This window comes from Bradyrhizobium altum (assembly GCF_020889705.1).
In the GTDB taxonomy this organism is placed as follows: domain Bacteria; phylum Pseudomonadota; class Alphaproteobacteria; order Rhizobiales; family Xanthobacteraceae; genus Bradyrhizobium; species Bradyrhizobium altum.
On sequence record NZ_JACMYP010000535.1, the window covers coordinates 1 to 1397 of the forward strand.

Annotated in this window: 1 pseudogene; it reads right to left on the bottom strand. The window is 60.8% G+C overall.

Annotated elements, in window-relative coordinates:
* Positions 1–264 precede the first annotated feature (264 nt).
* Positions 265–1309: pseudogene (locus H8B02_RS47175) on the bottom strand (IS110 family RNA-guided transposase).
* Between the last annotated feature and the right edge of the window lie 88 nt (positions 1310–1397).

Sequence of the window (1397 nt, forward strand, 5' to 3'; positions counted from 1 at the left end):
CCGCGGGCGCAAGAGCTTTCTCAGTCGACTTCACACATGGGAGCGGTGCGGTCATGTATACGGCCTGTAAAGCGCGGCGCATGACCGCTGGCCTCGATGAAGTCCGCGACACAAGGGGCTAAATCAATCAGACGCGCTTGAAGCGCATTGTCGCGCCAGCCTCACTCATGCCGGGATTTCGTCCCGTGGGTTCATCGCCTGTTATTGCTCCTTGCCCTCTGCCGGCCCGCGCCGGTCAGATCTCTTTGACAGCCGCTGTATGCATCAAGCGGCAGCCATAGTCGTCGCCGGCGTCTCCGGACGCCGGTAAATCCCGCCCTTGTTCAAGAGCGCCCAAGCAATTCGCGCTGTCTTGTTGGCCAGCGCGACCGCTGCCACCTTGTACGGACGTCTGGCGAGCAGCGCCCTCAACCACGGCCGCGCCCGATCGGCCTTCCGGGCAATTCGCAGGACGGATGTAGCCCCAAGAACGAGGAGGCTCCGAAGTTCGGGGTTTCCCATCTTCGAGATGCGTCCCATCCGCTCCTTGCCCCCACTCGAATGCTGTCGTGGCGTCAGTCCCAGCCAGGCAGCAAAGTGACGAGCGGATTTGAAGCCGCCGGGATCTGGCACCAGCGCCTTGATGGTCGCCGCTGTAATGGCTCCAATGCCGGGGATCGTAGTCAGTCGGCGCATGTCCTTGTCGGTCTTTGCCGCAGCAACAATGGCTCGCTCGAGCTTGTCAATCTGGTCCGCCTGGGCCTCGATCTGATCGGCAACTGCCGTCAGGGCGACGCGCGCTGCCGCAGGCAAGCGGACATCTGCTACGTCCCGTACGATTGCAACCAACGCCTCGACCTTTGTCCGGCCAGCGGCGGCAATGATGCCCAACTCGGCGAGATGCGAGCGTAGGGCGTTGATAGTCTGCGTTTGCTGTTTCACCAGAAGTGCGCGACTCTTCAGGAACCATCATTGCGGCTTGTTGCTCAGCCGTTTTGATCGGAACGAAGCGCATGGTCTTGCGAGTCACGGCCTCGCTGATGGCCTCGGCATCCGCCGCATCCGTCTTGCCGCGCTTCACAAAGGGTTTGACATAAGCCGGCGGAATCAGCCGCACTTGATGACCGAAAGTTGCAATCTCGCGCGCCCAATAATGGGCGCTGCCGCAGGCTTCCATCCCCACCAGGCATGGTGGCAGCTTCTCGAAGAAACGCAGAACTTCGCTGCGCCGTAGTCTCCGGTTCAACACCGGCGAGCCATCGCCACCCGCGCCGTGAACTTGAAAAATGTGCTTCGCCAAATCCAACCCGATGGTGCTAATCTGCTTCATGGAACGGTTCCCCCTTGTGGCGTTCGAATAACGACCACGTTTTAGCACGATGATGCTGTCGGAGCGGGCCGTTCCACCACATCAATCA